Origin of the sequence: Achromobacter sp. ES-001 (assembly GCF_019448355.1) — a bacterium.
GTDB classification, from domain to species: domain Bacteria; phylum Pseudomonadota; class Gammaproteobacteria; order Burkholderiales; family Burkholderiaceae_B; genus Achromobacter; species Achromobacter spanius_B.
Window position 1 is genome coordinate 4,052,585 of sequence record NZ_CP079940.1, and the last position, 14,689, is coordinate 4,067,273.

Annotated in this window: 17 protein-coding genes; 6 read left to right on the forward strand and 11 right to left on the reverse strand. The window is 64.9% G+C overall.

Features of this window, described 5'->3' with window-relative positions; translation table 11 throughout:
* Positions 1-86: 86 nt before the first annotated feature.
* Positions 87-1,061, reverse strand: coding sequence for a GlxA family transcriptional regulator (locus KYT87_RS18160; RefSeq protein WP_219990525.1), 975 nt, complete (start codon positions 1,059-1,061; stop codon positions 87-89).
* 168 nt (positions 1,062-1,229) lie between these two features.
* Between KYT87_RS18160 and KYT87_RS18165 the strand changes: the two genes are divergently transcribed.
* The gene (locus KYT87_RS18165; protein WP_046805380.1) at positions 1,230-1,586 is read left to right on the forward strand and encodes a DUF1428 domain-containing protein; all 357 of its coding nucleotides are present in this window, start codon (positions 1,230-1,232) and stop codon (positions 1,584-1,586) included.
* A 104-nt stretch (positions 1,587-1,690) separates the two neighbouring features.
* Positions 1,691-2,182, forward strand: a complete 492-nt coding sequence (locus KYT87_RS18170; protein WP_046805381.1) for a VOC family protein — start codon at positions 1,691-1,693, stop codon at positions 2,180-2,182.
* Between the two features lie 43 nt (positions 2,183-2,225).
* Here the strand turns inward: KYT87_RS18170 and KYT87_RS18175 are convergent, their stop codons facing one another.
* The 3 genes from KYT87_RS18175 to KYT87_RS18185 all read right to left on the reverse strand — a co-directional run bounded on the left by KYT87_RS18175 (position 2,226) and on the right by KYT87_RS18185 (position 4,127).
* Positions 2,226-2,738 (reverse strand): DUF1993 family protein, encoded by a 513-nt coding sequence (locus KYT87_RS18175; RefSeq protein WP_104144332.1) that lies wholly within the window; start codon positions 2,736-2,738, stop codon positions 2,226-2,228.
* A 69-nt stretch (positions 2,739-2,807) separates the two neighbouring features.
* Positions 2,808-2,945: a hypothetical protein gene (locus tag KYT87_RS18180; RefSeq protein WP_219990526.1), complete on the reverse strand. Its 138-nt coding sequence runs from the start codon at positions 2,943-2,945 to the stop codon at positions 2,808-2,810.
* Between the two features lie 72 nt (positions 2,946-3,017).
* Positions 3,018-4,127 (reverse strand): PHB depolymerase family esterase, encoded by a 1,110-nt coding sequence (locus KYT87_RS18185; RefSeq protein WP_219990527.1) that lies wholly within the window; start codon positions 4,125-4,127, stop codon positions 3,018-3,020.
* A gap of 417 nt (positions 4,128-4,544) precedes the next feature.
* On the opposite strand from KYT87_RS18185, the gene KYT87_RS18190 reads away from it, so the two are divergent.
* Positions 4,545-5,189 carry a hemolysin III family protein gene (locus tag KYT87_RS18190; RefSeq protein WP_104144330.1) on the forward strand — a complete coding sequence of 215 codons (645 nt, stop codon included), beginning with the start codon at positions 4,545-4,547 and terminating at the stop codon, positions 5,187-5,189.
* Positions 5,190-5,207: 18 nt separating this feature from the next.
* Here KYT87_RS18190 and KYT87_RS18195 read toward each other — a convergent pair whose 3' ends face one another.
* Positions 5,208-5,975 (reverse strand): helix-turn-helix domain-containing protein, encoded by a 768-nt coding sequence (locus KYT87_RS18195; RefSeq protein ID WP_046805385.1) that lies wholly within the window; start codon positions 5,973-5,975, stop codon positions 5,208-5,210.
* Between the two features lie 200 nt (positions 5,976-6,175).
* On the opposite strand from KYT87_RS18195, the gene KYT87_RS18200 reads away from it, so the two are divergent.
* From KYT87_RS18200 to KYT87_RS18210, 3 genes are all read left to right on the forward strand, one after another.
* On the forward strand, positions 6,176-6,991 hold the full coding sequence (locus KYT87_RS18200) for a sulfite exporter TauE/SafE family protein (protein WP_219990528.1): 816 nt from the start codon (positions 6,176-6,178) through the stop codon (positions 6,989-6,991).
* A 242-nt stretch (positions 6,992-7,233) separates the two neighbouring features.
* Entirely contained in the window at positions 7,234-7,626 is a 393-nt protein-coding gene (locus tag KYT87_RS18205; protein ID WP_046805387.1) for a DUF4168 domain-containing protein, read from the forward strand.
* Between the two features lie 224 nt (positions 7,627-7,850).
* Positions 7,851-8,549 (forward strand): glutathione S-transferase family protein, encoded by a 699-nt coding sequence (locus KYT87_RS18210; protein ID WP_219990529.1) that lies wholly within the window; start codon positions 7,851-7,853, stop codon positions 8,547-8,549.
* 45 nt (positions 8,550-8,594) lie between these two features.
* On the opposite strand, the gene KYT87_RS18215 is transcribed toward KYT87_RS18210, so the two are convergent.
* The 6 genes from KYT87_RS18215 to KYT87_RS18240 form a co-directional block, all read right to left on the reverse strand.
* Entirely contained in the window at positions 8,595-9,356 is a 762-nt protein-coding gene (locus KYT87_RS18215; protein ID WP_046805389.1) for an ABC transporter permease, read from the reverse strand.
* The gene (locus KYT87_RS18220) at positions 9,353-10,276 is read right to left on the reverse strand and encodes an ABC transporter ATP-binding protein (protein WP_046805390.1); all 924 of its coding nucleotides are present in this window, start codon (positions 10,274-10,276) and stop codon (positions 9,353-9,355) included. Before KYT87_RS18220 ends, KYT87_RS18215 begins: the two co-directional genes overlap by 4 nt.
* A gap of 161 nt (positions 10,277-10,437) precedes the next feature.
* Positions 10,438-11,370, reverse strand: coding sequence for a dihydrodipicolinate synthase family protein (locus KYT87_RS18225; RefSeq protein ID WP_219990530.1), 933 nt, complete (start codon positions 11,368-11,370; stop codon positions 10,438-10,440).
* A 6-nt stretch (positions 11,371-11,376) separates the two neighbouring features.
* Positions 11,377-12,549, reverse strand: a complete 1,173-nt coding sequence (locus tag KYT87_RS18230) for an L-rhamnonate dehydratase (RefSeq protein ID WP_219990531.1) — start codon at positions 12,547-12,549, stop codon at positions 11,377-11,379.
* A 13-nt stretch (positions 12,550-12,562) separates the two neighbouring features.
* Positions 12,563-13,594, reverse strand: a complete 1,032-nt coding sequence (locus tag KYT87_RS18235; protein ID WP_104144481.1) for a 4-hydroxythreonine-4-phosphate dehydrogenase PdxA — start codon at positions 13,592-13,594, stop codon at positions 12,563-12,565.
* A 49-nt stretch (positions 13,595-13,643) separates the two neighbouring features.
* On the reverse strand, positions 13,644-14,627 hold the full coding sequence (locus KYT87_RS18240) for a tripartite tricarboxylate transporter substrate binding protein (protein WP_219990532.1): 984 nt from the start codon (positions 14,625-14,627) through the stop codon (positions 13,644-13,646).
* Positions 14,628-14,689: the final 62 nt, after the last annotated feature.

The window sequence follows — 14,689 nt, forward strand, 5'->3', positions numbered from 1 at the left end:
CGCGCCAATAGCTGTAGTAGAAATCTTATTTTCGGGGGGAGTTCGGCCAGCACTTTTGCCAGTGCCATAGCGAATTCTTCGACGTCCTATTGATAGCGGTCCCGATACCCGACGGGCGACATCCCGCAGTGCTTGCTGAAGATGTCGCGAAACGCCTTCGTGTCGTTGTAGCCCACTTCATACATGACTTCGGCCACGCTTTTGCGCGACGTTTCCAGCCGCTTCTTGGCGGCCTCCACGCGCACGCGTTGCAGGTACTGCACGATGCTGTTGCCCGTCGCCTGACGAAAGCGCCGTTCCAGCGTGCGCCGCCCCATCGCGTGGCGCTCGGCCAGGGATTCAACGGTGATCTTTTCGGTGTAGCAACGTTCGATGTAGCTCTGCACCGCGCGCACGACCTCGTCGGCATGCGCCTTCTGGCCCATGAACACGGCGAACGGCAGCTGGCTCTGGCGGCTCCAGTCCAGCTGGAAGTATTTGGCGCACCAGATGGCGGTATCGCGATCGGTGTATTTTTCGATCAGGTGCAGCACCAGATGCGCGGCGGAAAACGCGCCGCCGCTGGTATAGACACCGTTCTCGGCCATCACCACGCGATCGCTGATCCAGTGGACGTTGGGAAACAGGCTGGCGTACAGATTTTGCGCCACCCAATGCACCACCGCCTGCTGCCCGTCCAACACGCCGCCCGCTGCCAGCAAGGCGGCTCCCATGCACAGGCTGGCCACTTCGCCACCGGCGCGATGGTGGCTTGCCAGCCAATCGATCAGCTCGCGGTTGGACAGCACCACATCGGGCACCGCGCCCAGCAGGGGCGGCGCGATGCAGATATCGATACGCGGCGCGTCGGCCAGCACCTGGTCCGCCAGCACCTTGATACGCCCGTCGTCCAGGCTGACCTCGCGCGTCAACGCCAGCGTGCAGACGTGGAATTGCGGTTCGCGGCCTTGCGCGACCAGGTAGGCGTTGGCCACCTGGAAGCCGTGGCGCGCCGTTTCCAGGGACGCAATATTGGTGCCCGTCGGCAGCAGGAAAGCGACGTTTTTCATGTCGGTAAGCATACGCCCGAGCGCTGTCGCAATCCACCCGCAAGAATGTCGCAATCCCCTATCTGAAAGCGCCCGCGATCCCGATAAAGTGGCGTCTACCGGCCGCTCGTGCCGGGTGGACGCGGCGTGACCAGCGGGCATGCCGCATTCCACACAACAACAGCAACCGAGGAGTGTGCGATGCAGGAATACATAGATGGTTTTTTGCTGCCGGTGCCCAAGGCGAACGTGCCGGCCTACCAGCAGATGGCGGACCAGGCCAAGGCGGTCTGGCTGGAGCACGGCGCGCTGGATTACCGAGAAGGCGTGGCCGATGACCTGGCCAGCGAAACCTTCCGGTCGTTCAGGGAAGCGGCCAGCGCCAAGGACGACGAAACCGTGGTGTTTGCCTGGATCGTGTACGCCAGCAAGGCCGAACGCGACCGGATCAACGCGCTGGTGATGGCCGACCCGCGCCTGGCCAACACGTGCTGCGAAGGCGTGTTCGATTTCAAACGCATGTGCTGGGGCGGATTCAGCACGCTGGTAGCAAAATAAAAACCGTGGGGCGTGTCGATATCGGCGCCGCCCGTTCGTCGTATAGGCAGGGACAGGGCCTACGGCCTGTCCCCCCAACCCAACACCGATTTTGGAGACGCATCATGGCTACGCCCGCAACCACGCCCATTCCCGCCGGCATGCACACGCTGACCGCGCACATCGTTTGCGAGGGCGCGTCCGACGCCATCGCCTTCTACAAAAAAGCCTTCGGCGCGGAAGAACTGGCGCGCATGCCCGGGCCGGAAGGCAAGGTCATGCACGCCGCCATCCGTATCGGCGATTCGGTGCTGATGCTGATGGACGATTTTCCTCAGTGGGGCAGCCTGGGCCCGAAGGCGCTGAAGGGCTCACCGGTGACGTTGCATCTGTACGTCAAGGACGTGGACGCCTCGTTCAAACAGGCGGTGGATGCCGGCGCCACCGTGGCGATGCCGGTGGCCGACATGTTCTGGGGCGACCGCTACGGCCAGGTGATCGATCCGTTCGGCCACCGCTGGTCGATCGCCACGCACCAGTTCGACTACACGCCCGAGGAAATCCAGCAGAACATGGCCAAGATGGGCGAGATGTCAGGCTGCGGCAACGCCGACTGACCCGCCTGACGGCCCCGCGCTTCCTGGCCACGTCAACATCCACTTACTGCGAATACGGACCCAGGAAGTCCAGCTTGCCGATCTTCACGCCGGCGTGGCGCAGGATGTCGTAAGCGGTCGTCACGTGGAAGTAGAAGTTGGGCAGCGCGAAGGTCAGCAGGTAGGTATCGCCGCGAAATTCCGGCTTGAAGTCGCCAAAGTTGACGACGATCTGCCGGTCTTCGGCGCCTTCCACCTGTTCGGCCGTCACGCTTTGCAGGTAGGCGATGGTGTTGGCGATGCGCTGCTGCAACTCTTCCAGGGTCTTTTCTTCGTCGGCAAACTTGGGCGCCTGCCCTTGCGACAGGCGCTGCGCCGCGAATTTGGCGGCGTCGCTGGCGCGTTGGATCTGACCGGACAGCGGGTACATGTCGGGCGCCAGGCGGGCGTTGACGAGTTCAGCGGGGTCGATGCCGGCGGCCTGGGCATGCGCGGCCGCTTTTTCAAGCAGCGTGGCCAGCACGGTCATGCCGCGGATGAAGACAGGCACGGAGGCCTGGTAAACAGAAAGAGTCATGGCAGAAGTTCCAGTTGGGTCCTGGCCGGCGGCTGCGTCAATGCAGCGCCAACCGGGGATGCGGCGATGTTACCGCCGCGACGAGCCATCGCCATGACGCGCCAGGTCGACATATCCATTCCCAATCGGCGAACAATCGGTAGCCGGGTCCACGTCCTGGGTCGGGTCCACGTTCTGGGTCGGGTCAACGTCCTGGGTCGGGTCCAAGTCCCGGGTCGGGTCCGGATCTGGGTCGGGAGCTGGCCTGGGTCCGAGTCCGCGTCCGCGCTCACTGCCTGCTCAGGCCCCGGCCCCCGGTTCGCCCGCACCCACGCGCCGCAGTCCCTGAAAAAACCGCCACACCAACGCCGACGCATCCGGGCCGTTGCGGGCGTGGTACTTCACCGACGGATCGCCGCCGCTCCAGGCGTGTTCCAGCCGCGTGATCTCGCACAGGCGCAGCACCGTCTTGCGTCCCCGCGTAAGGTCCACGCGGCGATAGGCCTTCTCGGACCCCAAACCCAGCACACGCTCGATGGGCATGTCCTCGGGGCGCGGGTGGTTCAAGGCGCGAAACTGCTCGAACAATTGCTTGGCGTTGCGCGGGGCCACCGCCGGGTCCAGCTGGCCGTGCAGGATCAGCGCGGGCATGCCCAGGTCGAACGCAGCGGGGTCCGCCACGTCACGCACCAGCGACGGCAACGGCTTGAGCGAGCCGCGCCGCATGGTGCTGATGCCGGCGGCGGCACTATGGGCGTCGCCCACCACCGGACCGGAATGCATGGCCACGGCAGCGATCAACGACGGGTGCCGCAGCGCCACCAGCGCCGCCATGCCGGCGCCCGCGGACAGGCCGGCCACATACACGCGTTCGGGATCCAGCCCATGCCGCGCCACTTCTGATTCGATCAACGCCGCAATCAGGTCTGCCTCGGCGCCGCCATGGGCGTCATCGGGTTGGAACCAGCGCCAGCAGCGCTGCACCTGGCGCGTCATGGATTGCTGCGGGTACAGCACCATGAAGCCGCCGGCGTCCGCCCATTGGTTCATGCGCGTGCCGCGTGCGAAAGCCAGCGCGGTCTGCCGGCAACCGTGCAGCATCACCACAACCGGCATACGACCCGGCGTGGCCCCGGCCGGGGTGTAACGCGCAAACGTCAGCTGCCGCCCCTTGCCGTCGGAAAATTGACGCGTGCCTTCCCAGCGCCCGTTGCCCAGCGATGGGGTCGCGGGCTGACGAGTCGCGGCGGCGGAAGACGCGGTCTTGGTAGCGGTCTTGGTAGCGGTCTTGCGTGGGGTGGTGGCGCGCTTTCTGGCGGGCTTGGGCGATGCCATGCGCAGCGCCGTGCGCTGTAGCTTGCTGATCTTCTTTGCGGCTTTGAAAAACAGATTGGAAAAACTGCGCGCCATTGGTAGGCCTCGGCCAGTAAACCTGCTTGAACCTTCCCGGCGTAGCCGGGGCCACCTGTCGCCATGGCGCACAGGCCACCAGCGCGACGGCGATGGTCAGATCGGTAAGGATATCCGTTGCGTCTTGCGCGACTGCGCGAGCGCGGGTGCGAGCCCAGAAAAAAGAACGTGGTCGCCTCTGCGGGCGGTAGAACTCAACCAAACGGTGTCGGTAAAACAGCCGCAGGAAATGTATCACAGGGTAACCAGCGTTCCCACCCTTTTGTCCCGAGCGTGGCAGCGCCGATTGCTGAAAATCAAAGCGGTGCGGGTTTGCGACCGACTGAACGCCGCCGTGGCGTTGAGCCCGGCACGCAAAGCGCTTAAGGTGATGACCTTGCAACCCCCATCACGTATCACGCATTCACCAGACGCACCATGTTTCCCAACGACAGACCCCAGACCCTGGGCGAAGAAATCGCCAACACCATCAGCCACGGGATCGGCGCGGTAGGCGCCCTGGCCGCCGCGCCCATTTTGATCGTGGCCGCCGTGCGCCAGGGCGACGCGGCCTTCATCGCGGCGGCCGCGGTGTTCGCGGCGTCGATGTGCCTGTTGTACCTGGCGTCCACCATCTATCACGCGCTGCCGCTGTGCCGCGCCAAGCAGATTTTCAACGTCCTGGACCATTCGGCCATCTACCTGCTGATCGCCGGTACGTACACGCCGTTTGCGCTGGGCGCGCTGCGCGGGCCGTGGGGCTGGACGCTGTTCGGCCTGGTCTGGGCCATGGCCTTGCTGGGCGTGGGCCTGAAAGCCAGCAAACGCTTGAACCGGCCGGCGCTGTCCACCGGGCTGTACCTGGCGATGGGCTGGCTGGTGGTCATTGCCATCAAGCCGCTGATCGAAAGCGTGCCCACGGGCGGGCTGGGCTGGTTGGTGGCGGGCGGTCTGGCGTATACCGGCGGCGTCGTGTTCTTCGTGTTCGACAACCGTTGGCGCTACGGCCACTTCATCTGGCATCTATTCGTGCTGGCGGGCACCGTGTGCCACTTCTTCGCCGTGCTCTGGTACGCGGCGTGACGGGCAGGCCACAGGCCGCTACCCGCCGCGCAAGTAGTCCGTGGGCGACTGGCCCAGCACGCGTCGGAACATCGTTGAGAACGCCGCAGGGCTTTGGTAGCCGAAGTCCAGTGCAATGGTGGTGACGGCCCCGCCCGCAGCCAGCCTTGCAAGCGCCAGCACCACGCAGGCGCGTTGGCGCCATTCGGAAAACGTCATGCCCGTTTGGCGGCGGAAATAGCGGCTGAAGGTGCGCGGGCTCATGTGCAGGCGCGCGGCCCATGCGTCGGGCGGCGTGCGCGCATCCGGCGCGGCGATAAAGGCGCGGCACAGCGGCGCCAGCTTCTTGTCGCGAGGCAGCGGAATGTGCAGCGGCAGCACCGGCGCACGGTCGATTTCATGCAGCAGCAAGGCCGCCAACGCGCCATCGCGCCCGTCTGACGCATACGCAGCGGGCATGTCCACCGCTTCCAGCAACAGCTGCCGCAGCAGCGGCGATACCTCGATTACCTCGCAGGCCTGGCGCCCTGCCCGCGCGGCATCTGGCTCGATATACGCGCTACGCGTGCTGACCTCCAGCATGCGCACCTGATGCGTCACCCCTGCCGGAATCCACACCGCGCGCTGGGGCGGCACCACCCAGTTGCCATCGCGTGTGGACACCTGCATCACGCCGGTCGCGCCGTACAGCAGTTGCGCGCGCCGGTGCGAATGCGCGGGCAGCACATGGCCGGTCGGATAGTCATTGCCGATGGCAACCACGGCGCGGTCCAGCTGATCGTAGCGGTCGATGTGCGTATTGCGCATGGCGGGAGCGTGGGGGTGGAAGTGCGGGGCTGAAGTTCGGGGCTGGAGCGCGGGGCTCACGTGCGGGGCTGGAGCGCGGGTCGGGAAATGTGCAGCCCGGCACCCGGCTTGGCCGAAACGCAAACATTATTGTCCAAAGCACGAAAGCCGGCCACCCCCGCCTTTCGTATCGTGACGACTTCCCAACCTGGACCCGTCCGATGCTCTACCTGATATTGGCTTTCTTTGGCTGCGCCAGCGGCGTCACCACCGTGCTGTTCGGGTTTGGCGGCGGCTTTGTCGTGGTGCCGGTCTTGTATGGCGTGTTGACCGCCGCGCATGGCGCGGACGACGCCGTCGGGGCGTCGGCCATGCACATTGCCGTGGCCACCTCGACCTGCGTCATGGTCGTCAACGCCATCGCCGCCACGCGCCGCCAGCAACGCGCGGGCAACCTGGTTCGCGCCTATATCTGGCCTCTGGCGGGGTACATCGCGGTGGGCGCATTGGTGGGCGCGTTGGCGGCCACGCACGCCAGCGGCACGCTGGTGCGCTGGGCCTTCGTGGCCTACCTGGCGGTGACGATTCTGGACTGCCTGCTGCGCCAGGGGTTCCTGGCGCAAGCCGACGGTGCCGACGCGGTGCCGTTGAGCCCAGGCGTGGTGGTGGGCGGCGGCGTGGTGATCGGCATCGTGGCCACGTTCCTGGGCGTGGGCGGCAGCGTGATGACGGTGCCCTTGCTGCGTCGGCGCGGCCTGCCGATGGCCAAGGCGGCGGCCATGGCCAACCCGTTGACGATACCCGTCGCCATTGTCGGCACCGTGGCCTACATGGCGGCGGCGCGCGATCTGCCCGCGCCGCTTGCGCCCTGGATCATCGGCTATGTCGACCTGCTGGCCTTCGCCGTGCTGGCGCTGGGCGCGCTACTGGGCATCCGTCTGGCGGCGCCGCTGATTCCGCGCCTGCCCGACCGCCTGCATGCGCGCGTCTACATCGCGTTGCTGGTGTTGGTGATGCTGGCCATGCTGCTGATGTGACGGCACCGCGCGCCGCGACGCCAGCACCGCCTTCGGCGGAAAACCGGCACACCTGCGGAAACATCGCGGCCAGCAGCGACTACGAAACCACGCAAAACGTTTCCGAACCGCCCCCCGGCCCCCCTCCTGACAGGCTGCCCGCCATCGTGTCCTGCCGACACAGGAAAACACATCGCGAAACTTGTCCCATGGCGGTTGTGGTCGTCATCATGGTCGGACATTAACCGGAACACGGAGGTTTCATGCAGCGTTCCAAATACGCATTCCTATCCGCCGCCATCTTGTCGACGGCGCTGTCCGGTGCAGCGGCCATGGCGCAAAACGCCAGCCAGCCGCCGGCGCAACCGCAGATGGCCCCCGCCATCACGCAACCCACCGACCAGCAATTGCAGCGCTTCGCATCGGCATCGCAAAAGGTCTCGGGCGTGGTTGACGAATACCGCCCGAAGGTCGACGCCGCCAAGACCGATGACGCCAAGCAGAAGGTCGTGCAAGAAGCCGACGCCAAGATGGTGCAGCTGGTGCGCGCCGACGGCCTGACGGTGGAAGAATTCAACGGGATCGGCCAAGCCGTGCAACAGAATCCGCAGCTCAAGCAGCGGGTGATGAGCATGAGCAAAGGCGCGCCCAAGTAGGACAACCAAAGCAGGGCAAGGCCGGACCGGGGATTGTCCGGCCTGCGCCACGCGTCCCTGGGGCGCGTGGCGCTTTTCATTGGTGCTCTTCATTGGCGCTTTCCTTTGGCACTCTTCATTGGCACTCTTCATTGGCGCTTTTCCTTGACGTTTCCCGCACGGGCGCAAAGCAGTATCCTGGCAGCCGGCTTGTTATCGACCCACTCGGCAAGGAGCACGGCATCTTGACCCCGGACATCACCCTGTATGACCTGGCTGGCGCGGACGAGTCGCTGCGCTTCAGCCCGCACTGCTGGAAAACGCACATGGCGCTGGCGCACAAAGGCCTGTCGGCCAAGACCGTGCCCTGGCGTTTCACGGAAAAGGAAGCCATCGATTTTTCCGGCCAGAAGCTGGTGCCCGTGCTGGTGCACGGCGAGCACGTGGTCAGCGATTCATGGCGCATTGCCTGCTATCTGGAAGACACGTTCCCCGAGCGGCGCTCGCTATTTAACGGCGCGGGCGGGCGCGCGGTCAGCCTGTTTGCGAACGCCTGGGCCGACACCACCTTGGTGCCCGTGCTGGCGCGCTTGCTGTTGCCGGCCATCCACGGGCTGATCCACGAGAAAGACAAGGACTATTTCCGCGCCTCGCGCGAAAAGCGCTTTGGCCGTCTGGAAGACCTGCCGGCGGGTTACGACGAGCAGATCGGTGCGCTGCGCGCTGCGCTGTTGCCCTTGCGTCACACCTTGGCCCGGCAAGCTTTTCTGTCGGGCGAGCAGCACGGGTATGCGGACTACGCGGTCTTTGGCATGTTCATGTGGGCGCGCTGCACCAGCACGCTGGAACTGCTGGAGGCCGACGACCCGGTGTATGCCTGGCGCGAGCGGTTGCTGGACGCCTTCGACGGCCTGGCGCGCCGTGCGCCGGCCGTTGCTGGCTGATCGAGCTGATCGGTCGGGGCGGTTGGGACCGTCCCGACCGTTTGATTACGTCTTCAGGCGATAACCCGTCTTGAAGATCCAGCGCACGCCGATCAGGCAGGCCAGCAGGAACACCAGCGTCATGCCCACGCTGACGCCGACGCTGACGTCCGACACGCCGTAGAACGCCCAGCGAAAGCCGCTGACCAGATAGACCACGGGGTTGAACAGCGTGGCGGTCTGCCAGAACGGCGGCAGCATCTTGATGGAATAGAAGGTGCCGCCCAGGAACGTCAACGGCGTGACGATCATCAGCGGAATGATTTGCAGCTTCTCGAACCCATCGGCCCAGACGCCGATGATGAAGCCGAACAGGCTGAACGTCACCGCCGTCAACACCAGAAAGCCCAGCATCCAGATGGGGTGCGCGATGTCGAACGACACGAACAGGCGCGCCGTGGCCAGCATGATCAGCCCCAGGATGATGGACTTGCTGGCGGCCGCCCCCACATACCCCATGACGATTTCCACGTAAGAGATGGGCGCCGAATGGATTTCGTAGATGGTGCCGGAAAAGCGCGGCATATAGATGCCAAAGGACGCGTTGGCGATGCTTTGCGTCAGCAGCGACAGCATGATCATGCCCGGCACGATGAAGGCGCCGTAGCTGACCCCGTCGATCTCGACCATGTGCGAACCGATGGCGGACCCGAACACCACGAAATACAGCGACGTGGAGATCACGGGCGACAGCACGCTTTGCATCAGCGTGCGCCAGGCACGGGCCATTTCAAACAGGTAGATAGCGCGAATGGCGTAGAAGTTCATGATTGACCGTGTACCAGGCTGACAAAGATATCCTCAAGCGAGCTTTCCGACGAATTCAGGTCGGTGAATTCAATCTGAAGCCGGCTCAGGTCCTGCAGCAATTGCGAAATCTGCCCGCCGCCCTGGTTGTCGTAGGTGTAGACCAGTTGATAGCCATCGGCGGACAGGTCCAGCTGATAGGCGTCCAGCGCCGTCGGGATGCCGGGCAGCGGCGCCGTCAACGTCAGCGTCAGTTGGCGCTTGCCCAGCTTGGCCATCAGCGCGTTCTTTTCTTCCACCAGGATTATCTCGCCCTTGCGGATCACGCCGATGCGGTCGGCCATTTCCTGGGCTTCTTCGATGTAGTGCGTGGTCAGGATGATGGTGACGCCGCTTTCACGCAGGCGCCGCACCATTTCCCACATGCCACGGCGCAGCTCGACGTCCACGCCCGCCGTGGGCTCGTCCAGGAACAGGATGGCCGGCTCGTGCGACAAGGCCTTGGCGATCATCACGCGGCGCTTCATGCCGCCGGACAAGGCCATGATGCGGCTGTCCTTCTTGTCCCACAGCGACAGGTCGCGCAACACCTTTTCGATATAGGCCGGGTTGGCCGGCTTGCCGAACAGGCCACGGCTGAAGGTAACCGTGTTCCAGACGCTTTCAAACGCGTCGGTGGAAATTTCCTGGGGCACCAGCCCGATCTTGGAACGCGCGGCGCGAAAGTCCGACACGATGTCATGGCCATCGGCCAGCACCCGTCCGTCGGACGGGTTGACGATGCCACAGATGATGCTGATCAGCGTCGTCTTGCCCGCGCCGTTCGGCCCGAGCAAGGCGAAGATCTCGCCGCGCTGGATTTCCAGGTTGACGCCCTTGAGCGCCTGGAATCCCGAGGCGTATCGCTTGGATAAACCTTGAACTGATATAACCGGCTGCACACGAGCCCCCAACGTGATCGATAGCCGGGAATTTTACTCGTTACCCTGGCGCCGCTTGGTCGACGTGGTGGAACGCTGTGTTTGGGCCCCGGCGGCGAGGCCGGGCCGGGGCCGCGCGGTGCGCGCACGGGCGACGCAGCCGCCCTCCGAAGACAAGCCCGTTACCGCCCCCAGCGCAACACCAGCGGCTCCAGCCGCCGCGCCGTTTCCAGCAGGCCCTGGCGCACGTCGTCGCGCATCGGCGGGAATGGATGCCGGGGCGCGTCGCACTCGATCACGCCGCCCGCCTTCATCAGCGCCTTGGCCGTCAGGATGCCGCCCTGGCGGTTTTCGTAGTTGATCAGCGGCAGCCAGCGTTCGTACAGCCGGTAGGCCTCGTCGCGCCGGCCGTCGCGGTGCGCCTCGATGATGGGGCGGATGCCGTCGGCAAAGCCGCCGCCCGTCATCGACCCGGTGGCGCCCGCGTCCAGGTCCGGCAGCAACGTGATGGCTTCTTCGCCATCCCAGGGGCCTTCCACCGCCGCGCCGCCCAGCGCAATCAGGTCGCGCAGCTTCGAGGCCGCGCCCGCCGTTTCTATCTTGAAGTACGACACCTGTTCGATTTCGCGCGCCATCCTGGCCAGCAGCGCGGCGGACAGCGGCGTGCCCGCCACCGGCGCGTCCTGGATCATGATGGGAATGTCCACCGCGTCCGACACCTGCTGGAAAAACCCTTCGATTTGCGCCTCGGGCACCCGGATCGTCGCGCCGTGATACGGCGGCATGATCATCAACATGGCCGCGCCCTGTTCTTGCGCGCGGCGGCTGCGCGCCGCGCAAACGCGCGTGCCGAAGTGCGTGGTCGTCACAATCACCGGCACGCGGCCGGCCACGTGTTCCAGGATGGTTCGCGTCAGCACTTCGCGTTCATCGTCCGACAACACGAACTGCTCCGAGAAATTGGCCAGGATGCACAGGCCGTCCACGCCGGAATCGATCATGAAATCCACCGCGCGCTTCTGGCTGGGCAGGTCCAGCTCGCCTGATTCCGTGAACGTGGTGGGCACTACCGGGAAGATGCCGCGATAGCGCGGCGCCTGGGATATGGCAGTCATGGCGGCCTACTCGATGATGTTGAAATCGTTGAGGTATTCGGTTTTCAAGGTCAGCCCCAGGCCCGGCTTGTTGTCGTCCAGGTCGATGAAGCCTTCCTTGGCGACGGGCTCGCCGTCGAAGAGGTAGTAGAACAGTTCGTTGCCCACTTCCACGTCGAACATCGGAAAGTACTCGCTCATGGGCGAGACCAGCGTGCTCATCGTCAGGTGATAGTTGTGCATCTGGCCGGCGTGCGGAATGACCGGCACGCTATACGCTTCGCACAGCGCGTTGATCTTGTGCGCCGCCGTGATACCGCCCACGCGGTTGGTGTCGTACTGCACCACCGACACCGCCTTCCGGTCCAGCAATTGCTTGAATCCGTACAGCGAAAATTCGTGTTCGCCGCCCGAGATCGGAATCGAGGTCAGCTGGTTCAATTCGGCGTAGCCGTCGATATCGTCGGCAATGACGGGCTCTTCCAGCCAGCGCGGCTCGAATTTTTCAAGCTTGGGCAGGATGCGCTTGGCGTATTCCAGCGTCCAGCCCATATAGCATTCCAGCATCAGGTCGGTGTCGTAGCCGATGACTTCACGAATGGCTTGGACCGACTTCAGGTTTTCAACCACGCCCTTTTGCAAGTGCGCCGGGCCGTAGCCAAAGCGCATCTTGAACGCGGTAAAGCCCTGGTCCAGATAGGTCTGCGCTTCGTCTTGCATGGCTTTCAGGTCGGTGCGGTACAGCTTGGAGTAATAGACGGGAATCTTCTCCTTGGTACGCCCGCCCAGCAGCTTGAACACGGGCTTGCCCACCGACTTGCCCAGGATGTCCCAGATGGCCAGGTCCACGCCCGAAATCGCCGCCATGGTTACGCCCTTGCGGCCCCACGCATGCGTGGCGCGGTACATGCGCTGCCACAGGAATTCATAGTCCCAGGGGTCCTGCCCCACCACCAGCGGCGCCAGGTACTGGTCGATGATGGCTTTGGCCACGCGCGGCGCCAGCGCCACGTTGCCCAGCCCGACGATGCCGTCGTCCGTTTCCACTTCCACCACCGTCCAGCCATGAAAGCGGAAGGTGCTCATGGTTTCCTCGCGCGAGGGCACCAGGTCCATCGCGTTGGAGCAGAAGTTGCCTTGCGGCGGCACGGTCTTGCCGGTCCATTCGAAAACGCGGGCGCGGACGGATTTGATTTTCATGGTGTGATCCTGTTCAAACAAGGGAAGCTCGGTGCGACGCACCCGTGGACGCACCCATACGGCACGCAATCAGAAACGCCTGCCAGGTAGCGTCCACGTTGGCGCGGCCCTGGCCGGCGATGTCATACGCCGTGCCGTGCGCCGGCGTGGTGATGGGGATGGGCAGGCCACCCTGCACGGTGACCCCGCGCGAAAAGCCCAGCAACTTGATCGCGATCTGCCCCTGGTCGTGGTACATCGTGACAATTGCCTGGAACTGGCCCGCCTGCGCCTTCAGGAAAATCGTGTCGGCGGGAAACGGTCCGGCGATGGGCAAGCCTTCCTGGTTCAGCTGCCGCACGGCGGGTTCGATGATGTCGACTTCTTCGCGCCCGCACGTGCCGCCGTCGCCGCCGTGGGGGTTGAACGCCGCGACCGCCACACGCGGCTGGGCGATGCCGTTGGCCTGCAACGACCGGTAGATCAGGCGCGTTGCGGCCTTGATGCGGTCCACGCTTAACGCGGCGGCGGCGTCCTTCAAGGGAATGTGCGACGACACGCGCGACGTCCACAAGTCGCCCAACGTATTGAATTCACAGAAGGTGCCCGTCACGCCCAGGTACTGCGCAAAGTGGTGCAGCTCATCGTCGTGCTTCAAGCCGCCCTGCTTCATGGCGAACTTGTTCAAGGGCGCAAAGCAGATGGCGTCGATATGCCCGTCGCGCGCCGCGTCCATGCAGGCGTTCAGTACGCGCAATACCGACGCGCCGCCCGCCGCACCGGCCTGCCCCACGGTCACCTGGTCGGGGCGCACGGTGTCCATGGCCAGCCACGCGGGCCGGCTTGTGTCGGCGCGGGCCCGCACTGCCGCCATGCTGGCCACCGCTTCGGTGGGCACATCCACGCCGGCCACGCGCTGGCCTTCGCGCCACAGCCAGGCATCGCCCACCAGCACGATATTGGCGCGTTCGCAGGCCTCGGCTTGCGCCAGCAAGCGCGCGATCAGTTCGGCGCCGATGCCGGCCGGGTCGCCCAGCGTCAAGGCCACCACGGGTTTTTGCGGCATATCCGGTTTTTGCTGCATAGCTATCTTTTGCTGCGCGTGCATACAAGCCTCACTCCACGGAAATGTGGTTCTTTTTGATGATGCCGGCGTAGCGCTGGTTTTCGGCGTTATGGAACTGCGCGAACTGCGCCTGGCTCATCGGGGTGATGTCCGCGCCAATGGCCAACAGCCGCGCCTGCGTTTCGGGCATGGCCAGAATGCGGTTCACGTCGTCGTGAATGCGTGTCTGGATGGCTGCCGGCGTGGCGGTGGGCATGTAGATGCCGTACCAGGCGCTCATTTCGACGCCGGGCACGCCGGCCTCGGCCATCGTCGGCACGTCGGGTAGCTGCGGGTTGCGCCGCGCGCTCAGCACCGCCAGCGCGCGCACCTTGCCGCTCTTGATGTGCGGGATGACCGACGACGCGGTTTCGAAAGCGATCTGCACCTGTCCGCCCATCAGGTCCACCATGGCCGGGCCGCTGCCGCGATACGGAATGTGCGTCATCTGCACGCCGGTGGCGTCCTTGAAGAGTTCGGCCGCGATGTGTTGCGTGCTGCCCGAGCCACTGCTGGCAAAGTTCAATTCACCCGGACGACGCTTCAGCAGCGCGATCAACGCCTGCACCGAGTCCGCCGGCACCTGGTTGTTGACCACCAGGATGTTCGGCACCGCGCCCACGAACACCACGGGCGTCAGGTCGCGGTCGTTGTCGTAGGCCAGCTTCAGCAGATGCGGGGCGATAGCGTGGGCGGTGGACACGCCCATCACCATCGTGTGGTTGTCGGCGGACTTGGAGGCCAGATCGGCGGCCAGCGTGTTGGATGCGCCCGGCTTGTTTTCCACGACCACGGTCTGGCCCAGCATCGGCCCCAGCCGGTCGGCCACGGCGCGCGCCATGGCGTCGGTGCCACCACCGGGTGCGGACCCCACCAGCAGGCGCAGCGGCTTGGTCGGCCAGTCGGCGCGCGGCGTCTGGGCGAACGCGGATGCCGTCAGGCACAGGGTGCCCGCGGCCAATGCGGCCGTCGCCGCCAATATGCGGATCTTCATGGTTGTCTCCTTGATGTTTCTTGGCCGCATGGGCTAGTTGTTGTGCAGTCATCTTAGAAACA

Coding starts and splice junctions, on each gene's coding strand:
- KYT87_RS18160 (WP_219990525.1), bottom strand. CDS start 1,061: ATGCTTACCGACATGAAAAACGTCGCTTTCCTGCTGCCGACGGGCACC.
- KYT87_RS18165 (WP_046805380.1), top strand. CDS start 1,230: ATGCAGGAATACATAGATGGTTTTTTGCTGCCGGTGCCCAAGGCGAAC.
- KYT87_RS18170 (WP_046805381.1), top strand. CDS start 1,691: ATGGCTACGCCCGCAACCACGCCCATTCCCGCCGGCATGCACACGCTG.
- KYT87_RS18175 (WP_104144332.1), bottom strand. CDS start 2,738: ATGACTCTTTCTGTTTACCAGGCCTCCGTGCCTGTCTTCATCCGCGGC.
- KYT87_RS18185 (WP_219990527.1), bottom strand. CDS start 4,127: ATGGCGCGCAGTTTTTCCAATCTGTTTTTCAAAGCCGCAAAGAAGATC.
- KYT87_RS18190 (WP_104144330.1), top strand. CDS start 4,545: ATGTTTCCCAACGACAGACCCCAGACCCTGGGCGAAGAAATCGCCAAC.
- KYT87_RS18195 (WP_046805385.1), bottom strand. CDS start 5,975: ATGCGCAATACGCACATCGACCGCTACGATCAGCTGGACCGCGCCGTG.
- KYT87_RS18200 (WP_219990528.1), top strand. CDS start 6,176: ATGCTCTACCTGATATTGGCTTTCTTTGGCTGCGCCAGCGGCGTCACC.
- KYT87_RS18205 (WP_046805387.1), top strand. CDS start 7,234: ATGCAGCGTTCCAAATACGCATTCCTATCCGCCGCCATCTTGTCGACG.
- KYT87_RS18215 (WP_046805389.1), bottom strand. CDS start 9,356: ATGAACTTCTACGCCATTCGCGCTATCTACCTGTTTGAAATGGCCCGT.
- KYT87_RS18225 (WP_219990530.1), bottom strand. CDS start 11,370: ATGACTGCCATATCCCAGGCGCCGCGCTATCGCGGCATCTTCCCGGTA.
- KYT87_RS18230 (WP_219990531.1), bottom strand. CDS start 12,549: ATGAAAATCAAATCCGTCCGCGCCCGCGTTTTCGAATGGACCGGCAAG.
- KYT87_RS18235 (WP_104144481.1), bottom strand. CDS start 13,594: ATGCCGCAAAAACCCGTGGTGGCCTTGACGCTGGGCGACCCGGCCGGC.
- KYT87_RS18240 (WP_219990532.1), bottom strand. CDS start 14,627: ATGAAGATCCGCATATTGGCGGCGACGGCCGCATTGGCCGCGGGCACC.